Here is a 22175-nt window from a genome sequence, read left to right as displayed (position 1 = left end):
GTAGTGAGAGATGATTAAAACCTATAAAAACTCTATATTCACGAGCCGAAGAGTCGGGGCGACTATTGTGTGCAGCATAATTCTACACAGCTATAGAAATTAGTACCTATTCAGCTATCGAATTCAATACCCCCTTTTGGGATAGATGCATGTCATCTGAGGTTTTTCCAGATTATCCGACCGTCAGGATCGCTATATATAGTTTTCATTAAGGGCTCGTCGTGGGGGTAAATTACTCCAGCGTGGCCCCTCGCTCGCTATAGTATGGGGCTAGAAATCTAGCCCCGAGTACCACACGATAGGAAGTTCCTTCGATGCGCATTGTTATCGCCCCCGACTCCTTCAAGGGCTCTGGTAGTGCCACCGAAATCGCCGCCATGCTCGCTCACAGCATACAAACGGAACTCTTACACCACATGGCTCCAGAGGAGATTGATATTGTACAATGCCCCATGGCCGATGGCGGTGAGGGAACCAGTGAAGTCTTCACGGGTGAGCGCATCACTCTTCCGTCTATCGACGCTAATGGGCGCCTGATTGAGGCTAGTTACACCTTCGACTCCGAGATCCACACGGCCTATATCGATCTCGCTCAAGCCTCTGGCCTCCCACTCGTAGCAGATGATCCACGACCTCTTGATGCCGATACTTTCGGAACCGGTGTACTCATTGCGGATGCTCATGCCCGCGGAGCCACCCGCATAGTCCTGGGATTAGGTGGCACAGCCACCACTGATGCGGGCACGGGTATTCTCGCGGCCCTAGGAGTGGTGCCAGTCGATACTCACGGTCGCCCAGTCGCTCACGGTGGGGGTTCTCTGAGCTCCATTGACCGCCTTGATACCGCCACCCTCAATATCGGCGCTGCCCAACTCGAGTGGATTCTACTACGAGATGTCTCCAACCCAGCCACGGGCCCAAACGGCACCGCCCGTCAATTCGCTCCGCAGAAGGGAGCAACCCCAGCTGAGCAGGACATTCTCGAGCGCGGCATCACCGATTTTGCGAGTCTCGTCGACCTCGACCCGCAAACAGTCGGCTTCGGGGCAGCAGGTGCTCTACCCCTAGGACTCATCTGGCTGTCACGGCTTATCTATGGGTCTAGCGATCATATCCATCTACTCCCCGGTGCCAAGGTTGTTGCCGACTCCCTCGATCTCATGCATCTAAGCCACGAAGCGGACTGGATTATCACCGGCGAGGGACAGTTTGACTCCCAATCCGAGGCGGGGAAAGTGGTCCTTGAAGTATTAGATACAGCCTCACACTCCCCGGCGCGCACGATAGTGGTGGCGGGGAAAATTGAGGGCACTCCTCAGGCCGATTGGACCTACACACTCATCGATGCCCCCTTGCCAGAACAGCTTCGCGACGCCGGCAAAAAGATCGCCCACGAAATTCTGAGGACATTACAGGAGGATCCTCGGAAATAATTTTCCCCTCCTTCGCCCAAAGTTTGGCAATAGGCACCGATATACCGACTATCATCAGTGCCTATGAGTTTCCTGTTTTCGCGAGTTAATCCGATCCAAACCATGGCCGATGGCACGATTAAGCAAATTAATCCTTTCTCGGGTACCGAGGTTTGGACGGTACCCGGACGCGGGCACCGCCCTCTTGATCACCCAGCCCGCGATACTCTCCCAATCACACCAGGAGAACGGAAAAACTATTGCGCTTTCTGCAGTGCTCGCTTAGACGAAACACCACCAGAAAAGGCGCGGGTTATCCGTCACGGCGAAAACGATTTTGAAATTGTAGAAAAACCCAGCTTTGCCGAAATCGATGGCACCGAGGCGGAGTTTAGGCGGGTATCAAACCTATTCGAGATCGTCAGTTACGCCTACTGGCAGGCCAACTACGGCTTCGAAATGAATGCAGCGCAACGATCATGGATGCAGCAGTACCAATCGGATCCACGCGGCATCGACCATATATTGCGGATGGTAAAAACCAAGCGCCAGGCCGCTGGACTTGACCCTGAACTTCCTAGCCAGATCCTGGTCAAGGAAGCTGAGAGCTTTTTTGGCGGTGGCCATGACCTCATTATCGGCCGACGGCATTTTTCCGATCATGCACATGACCATACGGGCCTAGCCTCCGCGGGCAGCTTAAGCGTCGTGGAGCACCGAGCCTTTATCCAGTTCACTATCCACACCATGCAGGATTTATACTCCAATAATCGCTACACCCCTTATGTTGCCGTTTTTCAGAACTGGCTCAAACCCGCCGGCGCCTCTTTCGATCATTTGCACAAGCAACTAGTTAGCATCGATGAGCGCGGGCTGGCAGCCGAGAACGAGGTAGCCAAACTACGGCAGAATCCCAATATGTACAACGAATGGGCCGTCAACTATGCCGCGATGCGGAATTTAGTGATCGCCGAGAATGAGCATGCTATCTGCTTCGCTGGCTTCGGTCACCGTTACCCCACCTTAGAGGTTTATTCGAAGTCCCCCACCCCTGAGCCCTGGCTGCAAACTCCAGCAGAAGTAGCTTCAATGAGTGACTTGATCCACGCCTGCCACGCAGCGGTTGGCCCCCATGTGCCCAGCAATGAAGAGTGGCATCATAAACCTATTGACCTAGACATCCCCATGCCCTGGCGGGTGATGATTAAGTGGCGCGTATCCACCTTGGCAGGTTTCGAAGGTGGCACAAAAGTATATCTGAACACCCTCAGTCCTTGGGATGTCCGTGACCGAGTGGTGTCATCGATGTTCCAATTAAGAGATAGCAACAGTATCTCCTCAGATATTCGGATCGCTACCGAATGCACCATCGAGCGCAACAGTCTCAAATACAATCGCCTACTTCCTTTATAAGCCTCCCACTTAAGGTTCGCACTCACTACAGTATGAAGAATGACTAACTCCATCCACGAACTCATTTCCCACACAGATCTCTCCTGGCAGCGGGAACTCTATGAATATCTTCACCAGCACCCTGAACTATCTGAGCATGAGGAGTTCACCGCGAAGAGCATTATTGGTGCGCTGGCACCTTTTGACGCGGAGGTGATTACAGATATAGGCGGTTTTGGCATCGTGGCTACTCTGCGCAATGGCGACGGACCATGCGTTTTATTGCGCGCGGATTTCGACGGCCTGCCTGTCACGGAGGAGACCCAGGTGAGCTACACTTCACAGAATCCTGGGGTTATGCATGCCTGCGGTCACGATATGCACGCAACCTCGTTACTTTCAGTCGTAGCTATTTTGGATGCGAACCGTCAAGCGTGGTCGGGCACCTTCATCGCGCTATTCCAACCGAGTGAAGAAAACGGTCGAGGGGCTCAAAAAATGGTCGACGCTGGGCTTCATGCCATCCTGCCGCGCCCCGATCTCTGCTTGGGACTGCATATTATTGCCGGCTCTGCAGGTACAGTATTCACCCGCCCGGGCCCCATTCTCACTACTGCAGACACGATTGAGATCACTATTGAAGGGAAATCCGCCCACGGCTCAATGCCACATTTGTCGATCGACCCCACCTTTACCGCTGCAGCCATTGTGATGCGACTACAGGGCATAGTAGGTCGCGAAATTTCTCCACACGATTTTGCGGTTATTTCAGTAGGAACTCTTGAATCCGGTCATTCTTCGAATACGATCCCAGGTTCAGCGCGCCTGGTGCTCAATTGCCGTAGCTATGATTCCTCTGTGCGCGACACACTCTATGCCGCAATCGAACGAGTGGTGCGAGCGGAGTGCCAAGCATCTGGAATTATAGAAGAACCTAGTATTCGCTACTATGCTCATGCCCCGCTCACCGATAACTCGGAGAAAATCTATCAGGATTTACGTCCAGTTTTCGACTCCCACTTCGGTGACAACTCACAGGTGGCCGAACGGTGGACCGCTTCGGAAGATTTTTCGAATATTCCGCGCTCGTGGGACAGCCCCTATTTCTTCTGGTTTGTTGGAGCAACGCCCAAATACGTGTGGGAGGCCGATCCAAGTAGTGCGCCAGGAAACCACATGCCCGATTTCCTTCCCGATTTCGCTCCCACACTCTCTGCTTGCGTTGAGTCTTCCTTATTGGCGGTGCTGCACTACCTGGGCCACTCATCAAAAAATTAAAATGCTCATAACTAGCACGGCACCATAACCCCATCCATCTCCATTAAGATGTGATAAATCTCAAAGCAGCAAATGTAGTCCAAACTCACATCACCCAAATTTGAACCGCTAATCACCTTTATTTAACCAGCTAGATACGGTATTAAATGATTTAGGCGGTGTAAAGCGCAGCTGTAGTTTCGCTAAAAACGGGGGCAAAACAGGTTCGTGGGTATTTTCAATAGTACTTTTCAGTACGCGGCTACTAGACTGGGGCGCTAAGAAGAGATCGATGGCTTCAGATGCATTTCGCCATCGATCTATCCCCTATGATTACAGGAGAAGAACTTCTATATTATGAAGAATTCCACGAAGACCCCTGCGCTGGATGCTACTGTTGCAGGCCACGTCCGCGCCGTAGCCGGCTCATCCCCAGCTACCGCAACCAACCGCAAGTTCTGGTTCGGCCTATCGCACTCCGTTATGGAACAGCTCTCCGATAACTGGGAGAGGACCACCAAGGCCTATAACGCTACTCGCCAACAGCACTACCTGTCTGCTGAATTCCTTATGGGTCGCGCACTGCTGAATAATCTCACCAACCTCGATCTGGTTGAGGATGCAGAAAAGGCCACCAGGGAATTGGGCCACGAGCTCTCGGATGTTCTTGAAGCCGAAAACGATGCTGCACTAGGCAATGGCGGCCTCGGCCGTCTCGCCGCCTGCTTCCTCGACTCCGCCGTCACCCACGACTATCCAGTAACCGGTTACGGCATCCTCTACCGTTATGGTTTGTTCAAGCAGATTTTTGACAACGGCTTCCAGACCGAGGAGCCTGACGCGTGGAAGGAAGACGGCTACCCCTTCGTAGTCCGTCGCGAGGAAGAGCAGCGGACCGTAAAATTCGACGATATGGTCGTTCGCGCAATCCCCTTTGATATGCCAATCACCGGCTATGGCACCAAAAACGTGGGTACGCTGCGGTTATGGAAAGCAGAGCCACTGGAGGAATTCGACTACGAGGCCTTCAACTCCCAGCTATTTACTGATGCGATCGTAGAACGCGAACGTGTCATGGATCTATGCCGCGTGCTGTACCCGAACGACACCACCTACGCTGGCAAACTCCTGCGCGTACGCCAGCAGTACTTCTTCTGCTCTGCGTCCTTGCAGGCAATGATCGATAATTATATCGAACAGCACGGCAAGGATCTCAGCGATTTTGGCAAGTACAACTCGATTCAGCTCAACGATACCCACCCTGTGCTCGCCATCCCTGAGCTCATGCGTTTGCTCATGGACGATCACGGACTGGGCTGGGATGCAGCATGGAAGATCGTTACCGAAACCTTCGCCTACACTAACCACACGGTTCTTGCTGAGGCTCTCGAGCAATGGTCGTGCACCATTTTCCAGCAGCTGTTCTACCGCGTCTTTGAAATTGTGGTCGAAATTGACCGCCGCTTCCGGGAAGATATGGCTCAGCGCGGCCTCGACGCAGGGCGCATTAACTATATGGCCCCTGTCCAGGACGGCGTGGTCCATATGGCGTGGATCGCCTGCTATGCCGCTTACTCCATCAACGGTGTCGCTGCCCTCCACACCGAGATCATCAAGGCAGAGACCCTAAAGGAATGGCACGAGATCTGGCCTGCGAAATTCAATAACAAGACCAATGGTGTGACCCCACGCCGCTGGTTGAAGATGTGCAACCCGCGCTTGGCTGACCTCCTCACTCGCCTGCTTGGTTCCGATGCTTGGGTCACCGACCTTGATGAACTCAAGAAGCTGCGCAAATACGGCGAAGACGATGCCATCATGCAGGAACTTCTCGATGTTAAGGATGCTAATAAGCGCGACTTCGCCCAGTGGATCGAGGATCGCCAAGGCATTGCCATTGATCCAGAGTCGATCTACGACGTTCAGATTAAGCGTCTGCACGAATACAAGCGCCAGCTTATGAACGCTTTGTATATTTTGGATCTCTACTTCCGCATCAAGATCGACGGAGAAAGCAACGTTCCTCCTCGGACCTTTATCTTTGGTGCTAAAGCGGCTCCCGGATACGTACGTGCCAAGGGCATTATTAAGCTCATCAACGAGATCGGTCGCCTCGTCAACAGTGACCCTGAGGTCTCAAAGGTGCTGCGTGTAGTCTTCGTGGAAAATTACAATGTTTCCCCGGCCGAGCACATCATCCCAGCCTCTGATGTCTCTGAGCAGATCTCCACTGCAGGCAAGGAAGCTTCCGGCACCTCAAATATGAAGTTCATGATGAACGGTGCTCTCACCCTCGGTACCCTTGACGGTGCCAATGTGGAAATTCTGGATTCTGTGGGCGACGACAACGCCTATATCTTTGGTGCCAAGGTTGAGGAACTGCCGGAACTGCGGACCAATTACAGCCCCTACCATGTTTACGAGACCGTTCCGGGCCTCAAGCGCGTGCTCGATGCCTTCGTGGATGGCAATCTGGACGATAATCAGTCTGGTCTCTTCCACGATCTGCGCGCCTCCCTCCTCGATGGGGGCGGCTGGGAGACCCCAGACGTGTACTACGTTCTCGGCGATTTTGCCGCCTATCGCGAAACCCGCGATAAGATGGCTGCAGATTTCTACGCTGATCGCCTACATTGGGCCCGCATGTGCTGGGTCAATATTTGCGAGTCCGGCCGCTTCTCCTCCGACCGCACTATCGGTGACTACGCTCGCGAAGTGTGGAAGCTAGAAGAAACCAAAATCTAATCACTTCTGAGTGAGATCCGCGATTTGGCGCCACCGTCATATCGCGGATTTTTTTCGCCATAGCTTCGCAGCATCCTCGGGCCCGTATCTGCCCGATCAGTTCAACCGGTAATGGGGTCGCTTGCGCGGCGGGTTCTACCCAAGTACAGATCCGACACTTTAAAAAAACTACGCGGTTTCACTCTAGGATATGGTGGTGAAAGTCCGTTTGAACCGAGCACATGCTTACTACAACTATCACGAAGCGGTAGACTTCATTTTGGTGCGAGAGTTGAGATCTAGATTGAACCTCTACACTGCTGTGATCTACCACCACCATCTCTCGCTTTCCGTGAAGCCCCGCAGCAAGGTTTAGTAGCTGAAGCAGATATGAATCGAAGGAGGTCATCGTGGCAATTCATGTGTGCCGTATACTCTCAGCCGCCGTAGTGAGTACCGTGGTTCTGACGGGTCTTAGTGCGTGCAGCACCGGCGATGATGGGCAGCCTTCCGTTTACTTTCTGAATTTCAAACCGGAGCAGGAGTCTGCCTACCAAAAAATCGCCGCAGCATATACAGCTCAGACTGGTGTTCCCGTGAAAATCGAGACTGTTACTTCAGGAAATTACGAAAATGCTCTCAAAACTGAGGTGTCCCAACCAGATGCCCCTACCCTTTTCCAGCTCAATGGCCCTACAGGCTTGAAAACGTGGCAGCACTACACCGCAGATCTCTCCGATATCGCACTGACGGCGGCGCTCAAACAGCCCAATCAGGCTCTCAGGGGTGATGACGGCAAGGTTTACGGAGTGCCCTTTGCAGTAGAGGGCTACGGAATTATCTACAACGAGGAAATCCTAGATCGATACTTCGCTATGCCTGGAGCTCAAGCGACGTCAGCAGCGGATATTCGCGATTATACGACGCTCAAAGCGGTTGCCGACGATATGCAGTCTAGGAAGGAAACACTTGGCATTGACGGAGTATTCTCCTCAACATCGCTAAAAGCAGGGGAGGATTGGCGTTGGCAAACCCACCTTGCCAATATCCCTATGTATTACGAGTTTAGAGACGCCCAAAGCCATAATCTCGACACCGTGGTCTTCAAATACAACGCGAATTTTAAAAAGCTTTTTGATCTATACCTTAATAATTCCACGGTAGATAAAACCTTGACTCCGACACAGCAAGTCTCGGATTCCATGACGGAATTCGCGCTCGGAAAATCGGCTATGGTGCAAAACGGTACGTGGGGATGGAGCCAAGTCACTGAGGTGGAGGGCAGCATCATAAAGCCAGATAAAGTCAAATTCTTACCGCTTTATACTGGTATGTCCGATGACCCGCACCAGGGCTTAGCTGTTGGCACTGAGAACTATCTGGCCGTTAACGCGAAAGCCCCCAAAGAGGATCAGCAGGCGTCGATTGATTTTATCAATTGGCTATTCACCAGCGATGCCGGAAAAAAATACGTGATCGACGACCTTGGTTTTATAGCCCCTTTCAAGCAATATGCTGAAGACGATACCCCCGATAATCCTCTAGCCCGTGAAGTTGCTGTGGCTCTTTCCGATACGCACAGAATAACTATTCCGTGGGTCTTTCAGTATTTTCCTTCACAACAGTTCAAGGACGACTTCGGCTTAGCTTTAACCCAGTATGCAACTGGCAGAATGGAATGGTCTGATGTCGTGTCCCAATTCGTCGAGAGCTGGGCAGCTGAAAAGAATGCGAATACCTAGGCATCGGACTCGACTTTTCTAGTTGAATCCAACGCGGGTTCGTTTATGCGTTGTTGTAGCCCCCAACTAGTGGAATCGCGGTTTCTCACAGCTTCCTCAAGGCCCATGATTAGATGAATATATCGCAAGTACTCTTTGTCTTTCTTATGTGCATAAAAAAAAGAAGCTGCCCACTACATGGACAGCTTCTTTTTTTTCCTAGGCCTTGATTTGCTTAACCACGGTCTCTTCACCCAGGAGATGAACCTGGATCATATTGGTGTTACCAGATACTCCTGGAGGGGTGCCGGCTACCATAACTACCATGTCATCGCGAGAATAGCGATCCATGGACAGCAGCTGCTTATCAATTTCTTCGATCATTTCATCGGTGCTTGCCAGATCAGGAGTGAGGAAGGTCTCGGCGCCCCAGGTCAGGGCAAGTTCACTGCGAACCGCCACATGCGGAGTAAATACGAGAAGCGGTAAATCCGTGCGCAAACGAGCGACACGCTTTGCGGTATCACCGGAGGAGGTAAAGGCAACCAATGCCTTGGCATTCAAGCGTTCGGCGATATCGCGCGCAGAGTAGGAAATAACGCCACGCTTGGTACGTGGGATATGGGCCAGTGGAGGCACCTCACCATCTTGCTCAGCGGCCATAACGATACGAGCCATGGTACGCACGGTATTGTGGGGATCTACACCAACCGAGGTCTCACCGGAAAGCATCACGGCATCAGCGCCGTCGAGGACAGCATTAGCCACGTCGGAAGCCTCAGCGCGAGTCGGACGGGAGTTGGTGATCATGGAGTCCAGCATCTGAGTTGCAACGATGACGGGCTTTGCATTCTCACGCGCGATTTGCACGGCGCGCTTTTGAACATGCGGAACCAGCTCGAGTGGGCATTCAACACCGAGGTCACCGCGGGCGACCATAATGCCGTCGAAGGCGAGAACGATAGCTTCGAGGCTTTCAATAGCTTCAGGTTTCTCCAGCTTTGCAATGACCGGGACGCGGCGCCCTTCCTCGTCCATGATCTGGTGGACGAGTTCAACGTCTTCCGCTGAGCGGACGAAGGAGAGAGCAATGAAATCCACGCCTAGTTTGAGGGCGAAACGCAGGTCACGAATGTCTTTTTCGGATAGGGCGGGGACGGAAATGTCCATACCAGGCAGGGATACGCCCTTGTTATTGGAAACTGGGCCACCTTCCACTACTTCGCAGACTACGTCATTGCCTTCGACGCTCTTACATACAAGTGCAACCTTGCCATCATCAACGAGGAGGCGATCGCCAGGCTTAGCGTCCTTGGCTAGGTTCTTGTAGGTGGTGGATACACGGTCGTGGGTACCCTCGACGTCGTCGACGGTGATCCGAACGATTTCACCGTTCTCCCACACAGTGGCGCCGGTGGCGAAGCGACCAAGGCGAATCTTGGGCCCCTGCAGGTCGGCCAAAATACCGACAGCGCGACCAGTTTCATCGGTTGCTTCGCGAACCCAGCGGTAGTTTTGCTCATGGTCGGCGTGGTCACCATGGGAGAAGTTCATGCGAGCCACGTTCATACCATCACGGACAAGGTTCAAAATAGCGTCCTTGCTGGCAACAGCAGGACCCAGAGTACAAACTATCTTAGTGCGACGTTCCATGCCTTAAACACTAATCGCACAAAGCCAAATGCGCTAACAAGCCGCCCTAGGTCACACCGTCGGACTAAGGAAATAAGATGCAAACGGGCATAAACGCAGCTCACTAGAAAAAAGGTGTGATAGAAATAACTTTTGACCTTATTCGGCTGCCGCTCGGTGAGGACTGATCTCCCCGGCCGACTCCCGCCCGCGTGGCAAGAGAAAGAAAACGATGCCAGCCATCACAAAGGCCGCAATGGAGACGATCGCATTGATCCTGATTCCCTCAATTAGCGTGGCCTCATCGGTGCGCATATTCTCGATAATGAACCGACCCGCGGTATAGCTCATCACATAGAGGGCAAAAACTCGGCCATGACCCAGTCGGAGTTTTCTGTCCATAAAGATAAGAAAAAAGAATACCGCGACATTCCACACCAGCTCGTAGAGGAAGGTTGGGTGCACTGTGGCAATAATTTCGCCCGTCGAGCGCCCCGTCATTGGCGCGTATTGCCCCATCTCGTCTACTCGATAATAAATCTCGAGTGCCCACGGCACTGTAGTTTCCGCACCGTAGAGTTCTTGATTAAACCAATTACCCAGTCGTCCGATCCCCTGAGCCAAAATGACGCCGGGTATGAGGGCATCAGCAAAGGGCGCAAAGGGAATCTTTCGCCACCGCAGATAACCCCATACTGCCACTGCGCCAAGGAATACAGCCCCCCAAATTCCGAGACCTCCATTGGTGATCTTTAGTGCGTCCACTGGATTACAGGTATCACAGAAGTATTTATGGTTATCGGTAATCACGTGATAGAGACGACCGCCGATTATCCCAGCGGGAATGGCAATAATAGCCGCGTCGAGGACGAGTTCTGGATCGCCACCACGCTCGTGATATCGGCGGCGACCGATCCATATCGCCACAATAATCCCCACTATGATACTCAAGGCATAACCACGCAAGGGGAAGGAGCCTAAGTACCACACCCCTTGCGGAGGCGACGGAATAGCGGCAAGTGTACTCATAATCACAAATATGCTCCCAATAATGACGGTACGTTTTAGATAGTGCGGTGAAGATATTCTTTTAACCGCGCCCCGGACAGGAGGGATGAAGTCCCACCGAGACCAGCTTTTTAGTAAATTCCTGCGGTGAATCGGCAGTCACCAGGGATTGTCCCATGACTACAGCGTCCGCACCCGAAGCCGCATAATCAAGAAGCTCGGCCGCGGTGCGCACCCCCGACAAAGCAATTTTTATAATACTGTGCGGCAAGCCTGGTGCAATATCACCGAAGGCACGACGATTTAAGGTCATTGTCTCAAAATCCCTCGCATTAACCCCGATTATGCTAGCGCCGGCAGCCAAGGCTCGAGAGGCCTCCTGCGGATTCCGCACTTCTACAAGCGCAGCCATTCCCAGTGATTCAACGCGGTCGATGAGCGCGGCAAGATGTGGTTGGTCGAGGGCGGCTACCCGAAGAGGGACCATATCAGCGCCATAGTAGCGGGCTTCGTGGATCTGGTAGGGATCGATAATAAAGTCGCGGCACATAATGGGCGTTGCCACTGCTTTGCGCACTTCGGCCATCTCTTCTAGGGAGCCATGAAATTGGCGACGCTCGGTATGGCAGGCGATGATGGCGGCACCGCCACGTTCGAATTGCTGGGCCAAGTCCACGGCGGAATCAATATGAGCGATCTCACCGACGGTGGGAGCTGCCCTTTTGATCTCAGCGATGAGGCGACAGCCCCGTTGTTCAAAAAGCGGCCGCACCGGTCTGATATCGGGAGCATGAAGTCGCGACCGTTGCTTCATTTGTTGAAAAGACATGACAGCCTCACGGGCGCGGACATCCTCACGAACGCCAGCGATGATGGATTCTAAGACCGAAGCCACTGAAAGACGATCCTTAACTTAAAGGAAGCTTTATACCGGCAAGCATAAAGCACATGGTGCACGTCTAAGGCTAATGGGGCTGATGAGTAAAACAAAAAGAACGGGTACCCCCTCTAAGAAGCCTCGAACTTTCCACCTTTCGGTTGATCTCCATCGGTCGGGTCGATACCTGCATCGAGGGCATCCCAGATCAACCGACTAGACTCGGGATCGTCTTCGAGATCGGTGACAAGATGATCACGGATCTGACTTTTGCGCTGATATACGCTGCTTCGCTGCACCAAACCCGGTCTCAGACCGATACCTATACCGCCACCGATCGCTGTGAGTCCCCCGATGATCACTAACGGTTCGTAGTTGCTAGAGATGAGAGCGAGTACGCCTGCGATTATGGCGCCTACCCCCGCTAGTCGACGCCCCAAAGCTGGAGTGAAAGGCACCGCTAAGGCACTTAGCCCCGCTGCGAAGGTAGCCAAGAGTGCCGCTGGTTCCCCGGTTGCCCGAGAACCTAGACCGATCAGTATCGTCGCCATAACGATAAGGAGACCAAAGAGCTTATAGGAGTATGTCACTCTATCGCTCCTTTTGGTTAAGATCTGCGAACGCTGTACACAAATGCTCGTGACAGGGTTGACTTCCAATAATAAGACCGTGTGAATCTGCAGTCCATGGGTTGCCTACGAGGTCACTGACTATGGCACCAGATGCTTGGGCGAGTACGACACCAGCTGCGTTATCCCATAGGTGCGGACTGAGACTGACTCCTGCCGCGAAAATACCAGCAGCCCCAAAAGCGAGATCAACTCCGACCGAACCAATCAGGCGAGAGCTGTACCCGAAGTCGGCACACATATCTCTGACTGTTCGTGCGTAACTATCATCCGTTCGAGAAAGGGACGAGATACCAATATGGCTACGCACTTTGGGGCGGGGTTCTAGTGGGGGTTGCGCTCGGCCATTAATAAAAAGCGGGGAACCCTCGTAGGCACCGTATCTACGTGACATAAAAGGGATGCTACTGAAACCAATAACGGGTCGCCCATATGCCACGAGGCTCATGAGGATTGCGCAGGTGGGATTTCCGGCGGCGTAATTTGCGGTGCCATCGATTGGATCGACGATCCAGAAAACCTCGGTGTGTTGTCCCCCAAATTCTTCCCCGCTGACGGGAATTCCGGTAGCGGCGGAAAGTTCGGCGCTGATAATTCTTTCCAATTTTAGGTCTATGGCAGTGGCAAAATCACCACGAGACTTCTCAATTTCCGGCGCTGCTCCAAGGCCTGCAGTAAATAGAGGCTCGACGCTCTTCACCACGCCTTCGGCGCGGTCGTAAAGGCTTTCGAGGTTGATCATAAAGTATTTTTTCCCATGCGTGCACGCATAGTGCTGGGGATAATCGCGCCAGCAATGCCTTCTGACTCATATCGAATTAGTTCGCTTAGCATCGCGGACGAGTCAACGCTGCCTGCTATAGTTTTAGCGTTCGTCACAGCCGCGCTATCGCGCATGAGATCGATGAACGATTCCTGTGATTCGCTCATGATAATGAGCCACTGCAATCCTCGAGCGTCGAGCTCTTCGAGGAGTTCCCAGAAATCTGCGTCGGCGGCAGTGCGCCATTCCCCACCGTGCATGTGCACGGTGATCTCGGCTGCCATGCGATCCAGAGAGGTATAAGGGTGAAGTTCCCTCAAACTGTTGACTGCAATAACTGGTATATAGCCCATCTGATCCGAGGTGCCACGGTATTCCGCAAAAACCCGAGAAATTAGGTGCTGGTAGGTTGCGAGCTCCTCTGGAATATCCGTGCCTCGCGGGATATAAATCTCGTTATCGACAGCTTCCTGGTTGAGCACTGCGCCTACGTCTGCTGGCGGAAGATCAAACCGTTGAATCAGGCTGAAAGTCATGTCATTGAGTGTAGCCGTAGTGCTAGCTTAAAAAAGTCCGTATGCCCATAGGCCGGCCGACACCAATGCCATAAGGGCCAGGATCGCCAGCGCAACCGCCACAATGCGTAGGCCCTGTCGATAAGCTGACCACGCTCCCCCGAGCATAAAACCGCCCGCCATAATAAGGACGTAGATGAGGACATAATTAGTTTCTGATTCTTGTGCGAGGGTAGTGATCAACAAATTCTTACCTTCTTCCGTCGGACTTGGTAGAGGCTCACTGCGCCAGCACCTAGAATAATTATCACTGCGGCAATAAAGGCACCATGGTAGGCGAAAATACTTGCAGTATAACCCAGGATAAATGAACCCAAACCCGTCCCGCCATCGAAACTAATATTCCACAAGGCGGATACGGTGGACAGACGCGAGGGAGGGGTGCTCTGGAACATTTTTACCATGCTTTCGTTCTGCACAGCCCCATAGCCACACCCAAAAATAATGGCTGCAACCAAGAAAAATATGGGATCCCAATGCCCTAATATGGTCACGGCTACCAGCCCCAAGCCGCTGGCAGCAAGACCCAAGGCTGGCAGGATCAAATAACCAGCACGACCCCGACTGTCAGCATAAAGACCAGCACCATAACGACTCAACATCTGAGCTCCGCCTAGTCCAGCTAGCATAAACGTGGACAGCGTCAACGAAGCCCCACTCCTATCCATAGCCGCAGGAAGGAGCGCAGAGAGCGCACCAAACCCCATGGCAGTCGCTGACATGGCAACGGCAGGTTCGAATACCTTCTGCAGCAGCCTAATATTATCGCTCCGAGTGGCCTTAAGATGAGGGCGCGGCACCGCCACAGATGGAATAAGCAGTCCCATCGCCGCAGCTGCAAGCGCCACTGCGGCGGCGAGAATATATACGCATCGGAAACTCAAAAGATCGGCTAAGTAGACGCCCGCAGGCAGCATTATTAATTGGGCAAATCCGATCCAAAATCCCATGAGACCCATCGCTTTTCCCAAGGAGCGCGCGGGGACTAGGGCCGCTAAAACCGCGGCTTGAGCGACTGTGAGAGCGCCAAAGCCGATTCCTCGCACGGCAGAAATCACAAGCAGAAAAGTGGTCTCAACACTAAATATATAGCCCAGGGAGGGGATCCCTAACATGAGGGCAGAGAAGATGATGACTGTAGTAAAGCCCCATCTCCTTAGGGCTGCAGGAGTCAGTATTTGCGCCCCGACAGTGGCTGCCATAAAGACTCCAGTCGTCGCACCGGCAAGACTCAAGCTGCCACCCGATTGGATCACGGCTAAAGGTATCAGCGGCAGAAGGAGAGAAAGATTTCCGAAGGCTCCCGCCACTGCTATCAAGATAGGGACGAATCCGGTGATGGAACAAAGCGAAGTCTTATTACTATCAACACTCATGCGGTTGCTAAAGCCAGCGTGGACTTTCTCGTCACTCCTTTACAGCTATCGACAATCCGCATCAAGGATAGTCCCCTTCTCTCCGCCTAAGCCACCTGAGATTCCGCAAAGAGCGCAGCGGGTGATGCGATCGGTTCCATCTGGGCATTGACTACCCAGCAATAGGTTGGTGCGTATTCGGCACTGAGTTCGTGAACGCACTCTAGATGGCGCGCACCTACTATATGGGTAATCCACCATTCTGCACTTCTATGGGGAAGAAATTTAGATTCCGGGGAGCTCAAGCGCAGACTAATGAGATAGGCGGGGGAAGCGCCAGGGGAATATAGCCGAATGTCCTCTCTCGCTTTCGCGCCTATCCGGTAACGGCGCACCGCAACGATAGCTGTGGGGGCTGCTGGGTAGTCGCCAACGATTTTTCGGGGAGGTCGCCACGCCCCAGTGGCCCGAGCCAGAGATCTCGGATGCTTGATCATGCTCCAAATAGACGATATATCGTTGTATAACTCATCGAGTGTCGTGGGGTGCATAACAATCGGACGGTGCTGACGGGGATCGGGAATTTTTTTCATATCGCCCACTGTAGTGAGGGAAGTAGACACCCGTCCCAGTTTTTCGAAAACTTGTTCGATTAATCCTAGGTACACAGTTCCATCAGGAGCGACTGCAGCGCTGCCCCTGTCGCTTTAAATTCAGCCTGCGTAATCTCTCGCGGACTGCTCCCATAGCGGGCTATCACGTGCATATTCATCTGTGCCCCCGCAGCAAAAGCTTCGAAGAAGTATTCATTCATCATCGTGGCATAATGGTCATCAACAACAGCGGTTACCATCGGTTCGGGTTCCCCACTGACCACGCTCACTGGATCAGCAGGATATTCCATCGCTACTTCCGCTAGCGCCCGGGAAGCGGCAACGACCGCATGCCCATAAGACCGAAAATCGCCCGCACGGCCGATTGCTGTGTGAATCGCTTGGCCCAGGGCTACTCCAGTCTCTTCGATGATGTTTTGGGGCTCCCCCAGCGGATCGGGCTCCACCAACACTTTAAGGCTGATTCGAGCGCTGTCTGCGAAAAGGAGTAATAGCTCATCGAAAAACTTAAGATGGGTGTGCACTTTAGATGTTCCACCGTCATGCAAGTCCACCGTAACTTTTACGGCCGCGTCACCGTGGTGGTTAATCACCGCGTCTTGATGGGACAATCCCCTTCGCCTCCCACTAGCCAAAAATACCCCCGTCGCAAAAATCGACGGGGGCTGGACATATATTTTAGTCGCAGAAAACCCAGCGGCCATTCTCATTAACAAAGCGCTGGACACCGGTGTATGTTCCATCAGACCAGCTCGTGGTTACGTTGGCAGAAGCTGTGGTGCCATTAACCATGATGTCCGTAATGGCATCGACACGGGAGTTGGCATTAGCAAATTCTGGAACCTCGCTAAGCGGAACATCAGGTACGAGGTCAAATTGGTTGCCAGCTTCAGCATAAATGCGGTCACGCACATGTTGGCAGGAATTATTAGGAACGTAGGTCATAAAACTACGCAAAGTCTTTTGATCCTGGAGACCGCGGATCAGCCCCTCAATCTGAGCAGCCTGTTCAGGGGTCGCTGGGCCGCCATCAGAGACAGGCGCATGCTCGGCTACCGGGAAGGGAACCTCTGTCGGAACCGCTGGGTTTTGGGGATTAGCCGGAGGAGCTGGAGGTGCGGGAGGAAGCGGTGGCTGCTCTGGCTTCTTCTCAGCATCCTCAGGAGCAGCGCTTGGTTCAGCGCTCTCAACAGTTGTTGTAACCGGAGCCTTCGTAACGGTCGAGACTGCAACCGAGGTGGTGGGAGACTCCGCCTCGTCAGAACCACATGCTACTAAGAGCAGAGAACTCGCTGCTACGGTGGCCACTGCCGCCTTCTTATAAACGAAACTCACGGTAATAAAACTCCTTATTAGGGTTGATCTCTTGTCTAAATACCCACTATAACACTCATCAACTGAGATCAAGATCCTCCCAGTGTTTTATGAGAAAGTTCCCAGCCTTTGTCAAACCTCGCTCCCCACGACGCCTTTGTCGGTCGCGCATCATCGTTATGGCAGAGGTATTAAGATACTAGGCGTGGAGTTAAATAAGAGCGCGATCATTCAAGCCAGCATCGATATTCTCAGCAGCTATGGATTAGCGGATATGACCATGCGACGCGTAGCCACACACCTTGCTGTTGCACCTGGAGCCTTGTACTGGCATATCAAGAATAAACAAGCTCTGATCGACGCCACCGCTCGAACCCTTTTAACAGATTTTCTAGTTTTAGACCATCACGATCTGCGCGAAGCAGCCCTCTTTTTGCGTACCACGATGCTAGGAATCACCGACGGCGCTGAGCTTGTTGGTACGGCGCTTATCAGCAATGATCTGCGTGCTGAGGTTGAAGGTATTTTCAGTAAGGCCACCACTGCTGACACACCACAGATCGCCGCCGCGACCCTAGTCCACTATGTCGTGGGCGCCAGCGTATTTGAGCAAAACCAGGCCCAACGCCTAGGGGCCTCATTTGATGCGGACAATGCCCGTGACCAGTTTTTAGCCGGCGTTGATATCATCTTAAATGGAATTCAAGCTCTTTCGGGCTAAGATACTGGGCTATGACTACAGAACCGATTGCGGAGGAGCACTCACCCTCCAGCGTTAACGATCAACCCACCCGCAAGGTCTGGCCGGGTGATCCTTTCCCACTCGGCTCCAAATACGACGGTGCTGGCACCAATTTTGCTATCTTTTCTCATGTTGCTGAAAAAGTTGAGCTGTGCCTCATCGATGCTGATAATAACGAGGAGCGCATTTCTCTTACTGAGGTAGACGCCCATATCTGGCATTGCTATCTACCCAACGTACTTCCAGGTCAACGCTACGGGTTCCGTGTCCATGGCCCCTATAACCCCGCCGACGGCAAACGCTGCGATCCGTCGAAGCTGCTCGTGGACCCCTATGCTCGCGCCTTCGATGGCGAATTTGACGGTGATGCTTCCCTCTTCAGCTACGACATCACTCAGCCGGATAAACCAGAGGCACGCAACACCGAGGATTCCCTCGGGCATACCATGCTCTCTGTCGTCGTCAATCCCTTCTTCGACTGGGGCTCAGACCGCGCGCCCCAGGTTCCCTATCATGACACGGTGATTTACGAGGCCCATGTCAAGGGAATGACTATGACCCACCCTGACGTTCCCGAAGAACTCCGCGGAACCTATGCTGGCCTAGCACACCCAGCCATTATTGAATATCTCAAGGATCTTGGCATCACTGCCATTGAACTGCTCCCAGTACACCAGTTCTTACAGGATGACCGGTTGCGTGATCTGGGACTGCGCAACTACTGGGGCTATAACACCTTCGGCTTCTTTGCTCCGCACCTGGATTATGCAGCCGCTAAGACCCCAGGCGATGCCGTATCCGAGTTTAAGGGCATGGTTCGCGCCTTCCACGAAGCTGGTATCGAGGTGATTCTCGATGTTGTCTATAACCATACAGCCGAAGGAAATCATCTCGGCCCAACGATCGCCTTCCGAGGTATAGATAATGAGGCTTACTACCGCCTGGTAGATGGCGACAAACGCCACTATATGGACTATACGGGAACCGGAAACTCCCTTAATGTTCGCGACCCTCACCCACTGCAGCTCATCATGGACTCACTGCGCTACTGGGTCACCGAAATGCACGTGGACGGTTTCCGCTTCGACCTCGCCTCCACCCTGGCGCGCGAGCTGCATGACGTGGATAAGCTCGCTACTTTCTTCGATCTCGTACAGCAGGATCCAGTAGTCTCACGCGTTAAGCTCATTGCTGAACCGTGGGATGTGGGCGAGGGTGGTTATCAGGTAGGTAACTTCCCTGCCATCTGGGCCGAGTGGAACGGGAAATACCGCGACACCGTTCGGGACTTCTGGCGAGGCGAGCCCTCCACGCTGGGCGAGTTCGCATCCCGACTCACAGGTTCCTCGGATCTCTATGCACATAATGGGCGTCGGCCTACGGCCTCCATCAACTTCGTTACTGCCCACGACGGCTTTACCCTTAATGACCTCGTCAGCTACAACGAAAAGCACAATGAGGATAATGGTGAGGGTAACCGCGATGGCGAGTCCCACAACCGCTCGTGGAACTGTGGCGCCGAGGGTCCCACAGATGATCCCGATATTAATCAACTGCGTGCTCAGCAGCGTCGCAACTTCCTCACCACGCTCTTACTCAGCCAAGGCACCCCCATGCTGGCTCACGGTGACGAAATTGCGCGCACTCAGTCTGGCAATAATAACGTCTACTGCCAGGATAACGAGCTCGCGTGGATGGACTGGGACCAGGTGGCCGATAACCACGAGTTACTAGGTTTTACCAAGCGACTCATTCGTATCCGCGCCAACCACCCGGTTTTCAGACGCCGTAATTTCCTCGCGGGCGGACCACTAGGTGAGGACGCCCCCGATCGCGATATTGCGTGGATGGTTCCATCCGGCAAGCTCATGACCCAATCGGATTGGGAATTCGCTTTTGGCAAAGCTTTAATGGTCTATCTCAATGGAGCATCTATTGCTGAGCCCGATCGTCGCGGGCACCCGATTATCGATGAATCCTTCCTCATGATCTTCAATGCCTATCATGACGTCATCGAATTTACCTTGCCACCAGAGAACTTCGGGTCTTCGTGGAAGCTCGTCGTAGACACTACGGAACCCACGGGGTACCCACTGGAGGGTAAGGTCATCGAATCCGGGGGTTCAATGACCGTTCAGGGTCGCTCCATTCTCATCTTCCGGCAGGTAGATCCGCCGGTCAATGCTAGTGTCCCTGGCGATGAGTATGCTGAGCGAGAAGAATACGATAGCTAATACAAAAAGGGGCGGTGCCTATCTGGAGTAGCGCACCGCCCGCTGGGTTCATCAAGACACGAGGCTTTCTATGACTATTTCCATCCATGGCGGCGAAGTCACCATTACCGCGCAGGAGATCACCATTCACCCCACTCTCCTGACCGCCTCACTTGATGCCCATCCCCTCACCCTTCCGCTCGGACCAGCGCGGGTTACCCGCACCCCCAGCTCGATCCTGGGAGGTGTCGTCCAGATTGGAGATGACCCCGAGCACACGATCACTTTTCCCCCAAATTCGGACCATCAGATCGAGTTATTCTTCCAAGCTCTAGAGGCTGCTAAGAAGGGAGAACTGGCCGCTATAGCCAATCTGGATTTCTGTGGCATCGATGTGGAAACAGCCAATAGTGACTGGGGGTCGATCTGCCAGGTTGGTTTAGCCCGGGTGCGAGACGGCCTGGTGGTCGAAACTAAGTCCTGGTTGTGCCAGCCTGCAATCGCAGGTTTCGACGAATTCAATAAAGAATTCCACGGCATTACTGAGAAAACCGTTGCTACCGCCCCACCGTTTGCAGAGATCCTTCCCGAGGTGATTGCGTGGGTCGCTGACGACGACGTAGTGGCGCATAATGCTCAATTTGATATGACAGCCTTCTTCCGAGCCGCAGCCGCAGCACAGGTTGATCCCCCGCAGTGGAATTTCGCGTGCTCGCTCGCCGCGGCCCGGTCCTGTCACCTGCCTATAGCTTCGCATAAACTTAATGTCGTCGCAGATCATCTCAACGTTGATCTTGAACACCACCATGATGCTCTCTGCGATGCCAAGGCTTGCGCAGAAATCTTCGCTGCTCTTACCCGCCTGAAGCGGACCAGTGGGAGCCTTGAGGAGGTTTTTATGACATTTGGTTTCGAACGCGGATCGCTCAACAGCAATAGGGTTTACCCAGTGCTGCGCGCCTCTCTCGCCAGTGCACCGGTGCCAAAGGAAAGCACGCCTAGGAAATCGCAGCCGTGGGCTAAGGTTGCCACACCGGAGAAGGTCCCGGATACTAATACCGAGGCTGATCCCCGCAATCCTCTTTATGGGCACGTAGTGACCCTCACCGGTGATTTCGATCCCTTCGATAAAGGTCTCTTGTGGCAAAAAATTGCAGCTGCAGGTGCTACGGTGGCCAAGAATGTGACCAAGAAAACCACTCTATTAGTGATCGGGCCGTGGAACTGCATTACCACCAAGCAAAAACGTGCAGAAGATCTGAACGACAAGGGTCAGGCCATAGCTTTCTGGACAGCTCAAGAACTTTTTGACGTTCTTGGCCTAGACGCCAATCTCAATTCTCCTTTCTAAACCAGAAGGTATTGCGACTCATGCAGTAGGAAGTATAGCCTCCCTTAACACGTCAGCAGCTCTATATCCAGGGCGATCTCATCCTTCTTCGGCTCGCTCGTCCTCGCCGCACCGTTGAAATATGAAGGAGAGCTTAAAATATCCATACCGCCCCTTATGACGAAGCAATAATAAAACCTGTCTCGGTGCCCGGTGTGCTCCACATATTAAATTGACATATCCATGAGATCATCGACGAGTATGCGTCAGAACCAACGCACAAATCGCGCTAAACCCCAGCGATGAAGGTTGTATACAAAGCTCGTTTCATCCGCTCCTTGGATGCGACGGGGAAAGCTAGATATCCCTAAACTGCTACCCCATCAATAAGCCAAACGATTCTAAACCTCTCTGACTCTATACCCCATACTTAGTAGTGGTTTTCCTGCTCCCCCTGCAGGTCCTCAGCTAATGTACACGCCGGTGGCTCAATGAAGGCATCATCTCACTATTGCCTAGATTTTCACCCAGTCAAGGCGCTCCTCTTGCTCAACCCCAACGAGTAAAAGTGAGAGAACCACAGCGTCTCGCCTCCTCATAGCCCCAAGGAATGGTGG

The 22175-nt window shown here is 53.1% G+C and carries 19 protein-coding genes; 8 read left to right on the top strand and 11 right to left on the bottom strand.

What is annotated here, in order from left to right; translation table 11 throughout:
• Positions 1–314 precede the first annotated feature (314 nt).
• The 5 genes from NXT00_RS00435 to NXT00_RS00415 all read left to right on the top strand — a co-directional run bounded on the left by NXT00_RS00435 (position 315) and on the right by NXT00_RS00415 (position 8527).
• A complete protein-coding gene (locus NXT00_RS00435) occupies positions 315–1433 on the top strand; it encodes a glycerate kinase (protein ID WP_259157647.1) in 1119 nt (372 codons plus the stop codon).
• Positions 1434–1496: 63 nt separating this feature from the next.
• Positions 1497–2825, top strand: a complete 1329-nt coding sequence (locus NXT00_RS00430) for a DUF4921 family protein (RefSeq protein ID WP_259157646.1) — start codon at positions 1497–1499, stop codon at positions 2823–2825.
• A gap of 39 nt (positions 2826–2864) precedes the next feature.
• Positions 2865–4082: an amidohydrolase gene (locus tag NXT00_RS00425; protein WP_259076228.1), complete on the top strand. Its 1218-nt coding sequence runs from the start codon at positions 2865–2867 to the stop codon at positions 4080–4082.
• A 336-nt stretch (positions 4083–4418) separates the two neighbouring features.
• Positions 4419–6806 carry a glycogen/starch/alpha-glucan phosphorylase gene (locus NXT00_RS00420; protein WP_259157645.1) on the top strand — a complete coding sequence of 796 codons (2388 nt, stop codon included), beginning with the start codon at positions 4419–4421 and terminating at the stop codon, positions 6804–6806.
• Positions 6807–7195: 389 nt separating this feature from the next.
• Positions 7196–8527: an ABC transporter substrate-binding protein gene (locus tag NXT00_RS00415; RefSeq protein WP_259076223.1), complete on the top strand. Its 1332-nt coding sequence runs from the start codon at positions 7196–7198 to the stop codon at positions 8525–8527.
• Between the two features lie 198 nt (positions 8528–8725).
• Here the strand turns inward: NXT00_RS00415 and pyk are convergent, their stop codons facing one another.
• From pyk to NXT00_RS00360, 11 genes are all read right to left on the bottom strand, one after another.
• Complete coding sequence (pyk, locus tag NXT00_RS00410) at positions 8726–10159, bottom strand: pyruvate kinase (protein WP_259076221.1); 1434 nt, start codon at positions 10157–10159, stop codon at positions 8726–8728.
• A gap of 138 nt (positions 10160–10297) precedes the next feature.
• Positions 10298–11167 (bottom strand): prolipoprotein diacylglyceryl transferase, encoded by an 870-nt coding sequence (gene lgt / locus NXT00_RS00405; RefSeq protein WP_396124680.1) that lies wholly within the window; start codon positions 11165–11167, stop codon positions 10298–10300.
• 61 nt (positions 11168–11228) lie between these two features.
• Complete coding sequence (locus tag NXT00_RS00400; RefSeq protein ID WP_259076217.1) at positions 11229–12041, bottom strand: indole-3-glycerol-phosphate synthase; 813 nt, start codon at positions 12039–12041, stop codon at positions 11229–11231.
• Positions 12042–12154: 113 nt separating this feature from the next.
• Positions 12155–12613, bottom strand: a complete 459-nt coding sequence (locus NXT00_RS00395; RefSeq protein ID WP_259076215.1) for a Trp biosynthesis-associated membrane protein — start codon at positions 12611–12613, stop codon at positions 12155–12157.
• A 1-nt stretch (position 12614) separates the two neighbouring features.
• Entirely contained in the window at positions 12615–13394 is a 780-nt protein-coding gene (locus NXT00_RS00390) for an inositol monophosphatase family protein (protein WP_259076213.1), read from the bottom strand.
• The gene (locus NXT00_RS00385; RefSeq protein ID WP_259076211.1) at positions 13391–13951 is read right to left on the bottom strand and encodes a hypothetical protein; all 561 of its coding nucleotides are present in this window, start codon (positions 13949–13951) and stop codon (positions 13391–13393) included. Before NXT00_RS00385 ends, NXT00_RS00390 begins: the two co-directional genes overlap by 4 nt.
• A 27-nt stretch (positions 13952–13978) precedes the next feature.
• Positions 13979–14176, bottom strand: a complete 198-nt coding sequence (locus NXT00_RS00380; protein WP_259076209.1) for a hypothetical protein — start codon at positions 14174–14176, stop codon at positions 13979–13981.
• Positions 14170–15366: an MFS transporter gene (locus NXT00_RS00375; RefSeq protein WP_259157644.1), complete on the bottom strand. Its 1197-nt coding sequence runs from the start codon at positions 15364–15366 to the stop codon at positions 14170–14172. Before NXT00_RS00375 ends, NXT00_RS00380 begins: the two co-directional genes overlap by 7 nt.
• An 86-nt stretch (positions 15367–15452) precedes the next feature.
• A complete protein-coding gene (locus tag NXT00_RS00370; protein ID WP_259157643.1) occupies positions 15453–15968 on the bottom strand; it encodes a hypothetical protein in 516 nt (171 codons plus the stop codon).
• Between the two features lie 35 nt (positions 15969–16003).
• Positions 16004–16570, bottom strand: coding sequence for a hypothetical protein (locus NXT00_RS00365; protein ID WP_259076203.1), 567 nt, complete (start codon positions 16568–16570; stop codon positions 16004–16006).
• A gap of 67 nt (positions 16571–16637) precedes the next feature.
• Positions 16638–17294, bottom strand: a complete 657-nt coding sequence (locus NXT00_RS00360; protein WP_259076200.1) for a nuclear transport factor 2 family protein — start codon at positions 17292–17294, stop codon at positions 16638–16640.
• Positions 17295–17478: 184 nt separating this feature from the next.
• Here NXT00_RS00360 and NXT00_RS00355 point away from each other — a divergent pair, with 184 nt between their 5' ends.
• From NXT00_RS00355 to NXT00_RS00345, 3 genes are all read left to right on the top strand, one after another.
• Positions 17479–17994: a TetR family transcriptional regulator gene (locus NXT00_RS00355; RefSeq protein WP_259157642.1), complete on the top strand. Its 516-nt coding sequence runs from the start codon at positions 17479–17481 to the stop codon at positions 17992–17994.
• Between the two features lie 11 nt (positions 17995–18005).
• Positions 18006–20249 carry a glycogen debranching protein GlgX gene (gene glgX / locus NXT00_RS00350; RefSeq protein WP_259076185.1) on the top strand — a complete coding sequence of 748 codons (2244 nt, stop codon included), beginning with the start codon at positions 18006–18008 and terminating at the stop codon, positions 20247–20249.
• Positions 20250–20319: 70 nt separating this feature from the next.
• Positions 20320–21579, top strand: a complete 1260-nt coding sequence (locus NXT00_RS00345; RefSeq protein WP_259157641.1) for an exonuclease domain-containing protein — start codon at positions 20320–20322, stop codon at positions 21577–21579.
• The last annotated feature ends 596 nt before the right edge of the window (positions 21580–22175 follow it).

It is taken from the genome of Corynebacterium sp. ES2715-CONJ3 (assembly GCF_024814365.1).
GTDB lineage: Bacteria > Actinomycetota > Actinomycetes > Mycobacteriales > Mycobacteriaceae > Corynebacterium.
This window is presented reverse-complemented; position numbering and strand designations above follow the sequence as displayed.